9 protein-coding genes are annotated in these 6733 nt (G+C 56.8%); 3 read left to right on the top strand and 6 right to left on the bottom strand.

Features of this window, described 5'->3' with window-relative positions:
* Nucleotides 1-182 precede the first annotated feature (182 nt).
* Nucleotides 183-995 (top strand): hypothetical protein, encoded by an 813-nt coding sequence (locus NW841_RS11085; protein WP_414386413.1) that lies wholly within the window; start codon nt 183-185, stop codon nt 993-995.
* Nucleotides 996-1201: 206 nt separating this feature from the next.
* On the opposite strand, the gene NW841_RS11090 is transcribed toward NW841_RS11085, so the two are convergent.
* Complete coding sequence (locus NW841_RS11090; RefSeq protein WP_414365746.1) at nt 1202-1435, bottom strand: hypothetical protein; 234 nt, start codon at nt 1433-1435, stop codon at nt 1202-1204.
* A 738-nt stretch (nt 1436-2173) separates the two neighbouring features.
* On the opposite strand from NW841_RS11090, the gene NW841_RS11095 reads away from it, so the two are divergent.
* Nucleotides 2174-2413, top strand: a complete 240-nt coding sequence (locus NW841_RS11095; RefSeq protein WP_414370466.1) for a hypothetical protein — start codon at nt 2174-2176, stop codon at nt 2411-2413.
* Here the strand turns inward: NW841_RS11095 and NW841_RS11100 are convergent.
* Nucleotides 2410-3237, bottom strand: coding sequence for a DUF1350 family protein (locus NW841_RS11100; RefSeq protein ID WP_414365748.1), 828 nt, complete (start codon nt 3235-3237; stop codon nt 2410-2412). The genes NW841_RS11095 and NW841_RS11100 overlap by 4 nt on opposite strands.
* A gap of 435 nt (nt 3238-3672) precedes the next feature.
* Here NW841_RS11100 and NW841_RS11105 point away from each other — a divergent pair, with 435 nt between their 5' ends.
* Complete coding sequence (locus NW841_RS11105; RefSeq protein ID WP_414365749.1) at nt 3673-3873, top strand: hypothetical protein; 201 nt, start codon at nt 3673-3675, stop codon at nt 3871-3873.
* 92 nt (nt 3874-3965) lie between these two features.
* On the opposite strand, the gene NW841_RS11110 is transcribed toward NW841_RS11105, so the two are convergent.
* The 4 genes from NW841_RS11110 to NW841_RS11125 all read right to left on the bottom strand — a co-directional run.
* Nucleotides 3966-4802, bottom strand: coding sequence for a SirB1 family protein (locus tag NW841_RS11110; protein ID WP_414386414.1), 837 nt, complete (start codon nt 4800-4802; stop codon nt 3966-3968).
* 31 nt (nt 4803-4833) lie between these two features.
* Nucleotides 4834-5451, bottom strand: a complete 618-nt coding sequence (locus tag NW841_RS11115; RefSeq protein ID WP_414386416.1) for a hypothetical protein — start codon at nt 5449-5451, stop codon at nt 4834-4836.
* 42 nt (nt 5452-5493) lie between these two features.
* Nucleotides 5494-5955: a divergent PAP2 family protein gene (locus NW841_RS11120; RefSeq protein WP_414365752.1), complete on the bottom strand. Its 462-nt coding sequence runs from the start codon at nt 5953-5955 to the stop codon at nt 5494-5496.
* Nucleotides 5956-6032: 77 nt separating this feature from the next.
* The coding region (locus NW841_RS11125) for a polyprenyl synthetase family protein (protein ID WP_414386418.1) at nt 6033-6733 on the bottom strand (701 nt) is incomplete at its 5' end.

A 6733-nucleotide genomic window follows, 5' to 3' on the forward strand; every position in this document is an offset into this window, starting at 1 on the left:
AAGTAGGTTTCAGAATTGAGCTCAACTGTGCTATGCTGGCCGATATTCTAGGGGGTCATAAGGATCTTTCGGTAAGGCCAGCAAAATCAAGCTGTAGGGATCTGTCAAGATTCTCCTGAGGTGAACCTTGTGGAAGGTAATGACGAAGACTCTAGCTTCTTTGTCCAGTCGTTTTTCATTGCTTGCCCGGCGAGCTGATTGAGAACTCTCTGGAACACTGTCCCCAAACGACTTGGGAGTTTCACCGGGAGAGCGAAGAAGATGTTCTCTACGAGTTCCGTAGCGCCGGCTGTCGCGGAGCGGTCGCCGGGATCCAAGAGCATGAGATTGGCCGCATCACCCAAGGCCCAGACGGCCCTGTGCGCATTGCCTACGCCGCCAAGCCAGAGATGACACCCGCAATCCGGAGTCGCTGGCTCAACTTGCTGGGCAGCGAGGTGGGGACGGCTCGGGGCTTTCCCATCCAAAACCTTACGGGGGTCGCCCGAAAGCCTTCTTCTCCAGCTCCAGAAGCCCCAACCGCAGAGCGGCAGATCGCCCGCTGGCTGCAGGAAGCAACCGATGCCCTGAAGCAGCAGGAAGATTTGCTGGCCGAGCTGGAGCGCCTCGGTCAGGAAGCGCAAGCCGATGCCCGCGCCTACAGCCAGAAGGCCCCAAACGAGGCAGGGACAAGCGTGATCAGCCTGCACCGAGGTCGGGGGGACGGCAGCCCTGGCGAGGCCACAACCGAGTTCAAGACCACCGATACCCTAGTCTGGGCCATTTTGCCGGTGAGCAGCCTCCCTGCCAACGCCCAGGTGGAGATGCTTTGGTACTACGAGGGCGGAGAAGCCGGGGGCGAGCAACTGATCCGCAAGTTTGATTTTCCCTGGGATCCCTTGGCCGACACGGTGCGAGGCTTTCTCAGCTTCAGCCAACCCTACACTGGGCGCTACCGTGTCGAGGTTCAGGTCAACGGCGAGAAGATAGGAGTTGGCCGCTTCACAATTCGGTAGCCTTAGCTTGGCTCCCACTTCCAACTCTTTTCTCTCAGAGGGAGCCCAGCCTCTCTCTTAGAAGGAAGGGGGAGATAAGGCTTACAGAGAACAATTTTTGACTATAAATCCAGGCTTTTCCGGTAGGGCAATGTCCGTCGCCATCTGCCTATTTTTCGCGCTGTGAAAACTATTGCGCTGAGAGTGAAAAGATAGCTCGACATTCTCTAGCGAGTTCTGATCACGGGCCTAGCTTTGAGGTTGTAGATAAAGCTGGTGCGGTACTGCAACAACAAATTGCGCAGGTAAAGGGGCAAGTTGCGCTGGTAGAGTAGGCGAGTTCTGCGGTAAATCAGTTTGCGGCGACGGTTGAGCGCCCGGCTGCGCTGCTGCAAAGGGGTCTGCAGAGAACGCTGAAGTGCCAGGGATCCAACCGCACAGGCCAGCCTTCGCCGTACCATACCCCACCTCTCGAATCGATTGATACTCCCACCGCCCAAAGGCAGGGGATTCTTACGCAGTTCAAAAACGAACTCGCAAAGGCACTGTCAAGACGCCTCTAGACAGTTCCTTAAGGCAAAGCCCCCAGGTTCTGCTTACTTTTCTGTTCGCGTCAGCGGGACAGAGTCCTTGCAGGTTGGATGAGACGTTAGTCTTTCCCGGATCCTTGCCACCGGTCGGGTTTTTCACCGTGATTAGGGGCTTGCCTGGGAACAGCACGCCTCGGTGACAACTATACCATTGATGAGCAACTAAAGTTGCTTGCGGGCTTTTCCGCCCCGCACTCAAGTACGGGACTACCAAACTATCCCTCTGGGTAAATGCGAGCAGCCGCCAGCGGGTCGATGTATTTTGGTATCCTGCAGAGGATTGGCCTGAGGAGCGAGGATCTGCCCAGAAGCTTTCTCCTTTTCCAGATCTTGCAACAGTTGCCGGCGCTTCCCCCAAGGGGCAACAGGTGTAGGCCGCTTGAACACCCAGCCGCCCAGCAATCTTTGCCGGCGGGATCCCCTTGGGGCCTATAGCCTCAGACAAGGCCAGCCAAAAGGGCTGGAGGCCACAGGGGGCCACGCCCGCCGCTATCCTGCCAACGAGTTGTTGGCCGCAGAGGACAGAGAACTCTTTAGGTTTTAACCAGGTTTTGTCAATGGCAGTCGAGGGACAGCTTCGTTACAATAGGTTACAGCTTAGATTACGATATGTTGATCATCCTTGCCATTGTGATCCTACTGGGGTTCTGGGCGCTGCGCTTGATGGAACAGGCGTTTCAGCGTCAGGAGTTCTCGCGTATGTTGGCAGGAACGCTGGTGGCCGTGGCTGCCGGTGGTGTTTTAACCTGTTACTTCTTGATGAGCGACACTCTACAGATGCTGTTTTCTCTGCAGGCCCAGTCTCCCCACTCACAGGAGCTCCTTTCCGACCTAAGCTGGCTCGATTAAGCCAGTTGTGCTGCCAGCCAGGCTCGAATACTCTGGATCATTCGTTGGTTAGGAGCTAGTAAGTTTTGATAAAACAACTGTGCGAAGGCATCGATGGGACTGAACTCCCCCTCGACCCGGAAAGGATAGCTGAAACCCAACGGGGTTAAGTGATCCCCCTCCAGGCGTTGCCATTCGGTGTAGCCTCCATACCTGCGGCGAAGCTGTTGATAGAGCAGCGGAATATCGTCAATATCATCCTGCTGAAACTCTACAAGCAGGTTGTTTCTAACCGGATACTGCTCCTCGATAAGGCGATTGGTTTCTGCCGGAGAAGGCTCAAACTCCAACCACAGATTCACCGGCGGCGAAGAGGATCCCATCCACATCCGCCACAGATCGCTAAGTTGTTGTTGAGGCCATGCTTGCACCAACACCTGCAACAGCGGCAGCGCCCGCTCCAAGCCGGCATTGCTGTAGGCCAAAAAAATATTGCCGCGCCGCTGGGATCCCAAAGAAGGAAGGGCTAGGCAGGAGAGGATCTGCAGCTTACCGCCAAGGCTGTGGCCCAAGCCAAAGAGGGGCAACCCCATCAAACCTTTGCTCTGCAGGCTTCTATGGAAAGATTGGGCTGCCTTGAAAGCAATTTGAGCGTGATCAATGTCGGTGGTGTAGGCGGTAGCCACAACGGCCATGCCCATGCGGGCCAATTCTTCCAGCAGGCGGCTGTAGAAAAATTGCGGGGCGGATCCTACAAACGCTCCGCCCAGAAAGTGGATCACGGCACGGGGTTGGGGAGGCAGAAGAAACCAAGTCTGTCCATCCGTTTGCCACGTCAATGTCATGGTGCTGCAACCTCACCTGCGATTTGACTGCGATTCCCCACAAAACCCGGTAGCCGACAGGATCCCACTTCATCCTAATAGAGTACTGACAGACTAGTGGCCCGCCCTCCGGGATCCTAGACCCAGCAACCCACTCGGGGTGCGACTGGCCCCAAAGTCGCCAGAACTGCAGCAGCCATCGGGTGAACCCATCACTCGCACCCCCTTCGCAAAAGATTGGGAAGGGCAAACTGGACAAGCCTCCCTGGGAAGCTCCCAAGCCTCAGCGAGGCCCCGTGAAAGTACCATTGGCAATTTCCCTGAGTAAAGCTAGCATAGGCGGCCCTAGATTTTGGCCAAAATACGTGATCCTCACGATGGCTACGTCAAGTATTTCTTGCATCCTGGACTTGTGAGCTAAGATAATAAATTCTCTTTTGAGATCGTGAGGTTGTAATGAGCATTCGCGAGATCGTTAGTGAGGTCTTACAATCCTCGACCCTGACGCTACAGCAGGAGTTGACCATCAACAAAATCCTTTGGGAAAAAGGCTACAGTCTATCTGATTTGGAAGCCCTAGATGAGCTGGTAGAGGCAATTCTTCGTCAGGAAGTGAAAGCCGCTTCAGACTCTTGCAAAGGCCCCAGCGCTGCTTAAGGATGGCGAGGTGAGCTCTTGGGTGAGGCCCATATTGCTTAGGTAATCAACTAATCGTTCGATGGGAGGATTTTTTCGTGTTGCACTCGACCTTAGTCAGAGTAAGCTTCTAGCCTTTGCAGGATCTCTCGGATTAAACGCTCGTCGGGGTGGCTGAGCTCTGGGTGGAAAGGTGCCTGCTTGAGATAGTGCCTCAGATCCTGACGGGCCTGCTGCCAACGCCCCAACTGGTAGCAGAGCAAGCCTCGATCCCTCAGGTGGGGCAAGGACTCTGGGATCAATAACAAGATGCGCTCCACTGCTGCCAAGGCAAGCTCTAGCTGGGCGCGGCTCAGGTAAATCTGCCTAAGATTGTTGAGCAGCCGCACCAAGATTAGGCGAGGAGGAGTGGGGCGGAGATGATGATCTTGTAGAGGGATCCCGAGCCCATAGATTTGGGCCAGCCGCTCTTGACAGTCTTGCGGAAACAAAATCTGCCCTTGATGAAAGGGATCCACAAAAATCTCCGCGTCTGCAAACAAGGGCCGCACCAAAAAGTGACCGGGCATGCCCACCCCTGCCATGGGAAAATCGATCCGCCGCGCCAGCTCTAGATAGATTAGAGAAAGAGTAATCGGGATACCGGTACGCCGAACGATCACCTCGTTTAAAAAGCTGTTGCGCGGATCGTAATAGTCTTCGCTGTTGCCACGAAAGCCCAGATCTTCAAAGAGATAGTGATTTAAAATCCGGATGACGCGCAGGGGGTAGCGCTCGGGAGGAAGACGCTCTTGCACTTCTGCGGCCATCTCATCCAAAGCGGCCAAATACTCTTCTACATCCAAGTCGGGATAGGCTTCCTGAGCAATCCAGAGGGCCGCTCGGCCCAGATCGATGGAATCTGATTGAATTTCCTGGATGAAGCGTTGGCGGGCGGCAGGAATGCTCATGGGAGGCTGGAGTTTTCGGCGACCATCTCGGCTAGAACAGGAGCGTGCAGAAGCTGGTCAACAGCAGCGTCAACGCCGTCAGAAGCAGGCTAAAGCTCCAAAGCCCCACAGCGGCAAGTAGGAGAGTCCCGATGACCCAGATGAGCAGAGCATTCCAGTAGGGTCGGTTAGGGGCCTTGGAGACGTTGATTTTTTGGAAGAAGGGCAGCAGGATAAACGCCACATCCAGCAGCAGCCGCGGCAGCCGCAAGTCCTGGGGCAAGGGCAGATCCCGCACCGCCAGATAGAGCAGCCCCCAGCTCAACAGAAGCGGGATCAGCAACAGATAGTTGGATTCGGCCAGCAGTGGTCGCTCCACCACTAGCGGAAACAAAGGGCTGATCCCCCAGCCCAGATAGAGGTAAAAGTCGAACTTCAACAGCGGCTGCAACAGAGGGGGCAGGCTGAGGCGCTGCAGGTGTTGCTGAATCTTACTCCCCTGAGCTCTGGCTCTCTGGCCCCCAGGTCCGCCTTTTTGAGGGGTTTGCCCGCCTGAGGCCGCCCGCCAGCCGCAGTGGTCGCAGTAGGGAGACTTATATCGATAGGCCGGGATCGGCTTGCCACAGGCGGGGCAGCGTTGGATCGGACGAGGTTGAGAACTGGAGGCCATAACCACCGGTGATGCTCCTGCTCTAGCATGCCCCAATTGCGTTCAGGTGATTCCCAGGGCAAAAGATAACGTGATACAGGCTGCCCCCAGGGCTGCTCCGGCGATCACCTGGACGGGCGTATGGCCCAGCAACTCCCTCAAGTAGGGCTCCTGGAAGCGATCTGCACCCTTCTCCTCAAACCATTCTTCCAGGAGACGGTTCAGCACCCGCGCCTGCTTGCCGGCAGCCTGGCGGATCCCGGCAGCATCATACATCACCACCAAAGCAAAAACCACCGTTGCCGCAAACAGCAGACTGTCCCAACCTTCCTCCAGCCCCACTCCCACGGCCAAAGCCGTCACCAGCGCTGCGTGGGAGCTGGGCATCCCCCCCGTCTCCACCAAAACCCGCAGGTTGAGCTTGCCCGAACGCACATAGGCCAGGATCAGCTTGATGGCCTGGGCCAAGACACTGGCCAGCAGAGCAACCCAGAGGACGTGGTTGGCCATCAACTGCTGCAGCATAGGGCTCTCCGGCACTGGAACACGACCAGGGTCTCCAACAGGGTGGACAGGGATCCCATCTGTCTTGTCCTCTTGTCTCAATGCTGACGGCGGGTGATGAAATCCGCCAGGGCCAACAGTGGCTCGGCCCGGGATCCGTAGGGGCGTAACGCCTCCTTGGCCGATTGGATCAGCTCCTCGGCTTTCTGCCGGGAAGCCTCCAGACCCAACAAGCTGGGGTAGGTGGCTTTGGCGGCAGCTTGATCCTTACCTGCCGTTTTGCCCAGTTGCTCGCTGGTGGCAGTGATATCCAAAATGTCGTCCACAATCTGAAAAGCCAGGCCGATGTCGCGGGCGTAGTGGCCCAGGCGGGCCAGCAGCTCCTCGTCTGCGCCTGCCAGGATCCCTCCTGAAACCACCGAGGCCTCCAGCAGAGCACCCGTCTTGTGCCTGTGGATGTACTCCAAAGTTTCTAGGGAAATGGCTTTGCCCTCCGACTCCAAATCCACCACCTGGCCCCCCACCAAGCCGGTTGCTGCCGCTGCGTGGCCAATACGGGCAATGACTTGCAGCACCAGCTGCGGCGGCACCCCCCGCGTTTGGCTGGCGATATGCTCAAAGGCATAGGCCAGCAGGGCATCTCCTGCCAAAATGGCGATATCCTCGCCGAACACCTTGTGGTTGGTGGGTTTGCCGCGGCGAAAATCGTCGTTGTCCATGGCCGGCAGGTCGTCGTGGATCAACGACATGGTGTGGATCATCTCTAGGGCGCAGGCAGTGGGCAGGGCCTGCTCCACGG

The organism is Synechococcus sp. H60.3 (genome assembly GCF_047462295.1).
GTDB lineage: Bacteria > Cyanobacteriota > Cyanobacteriia > Thermostichales > Thermostichaceae > Thermostichus.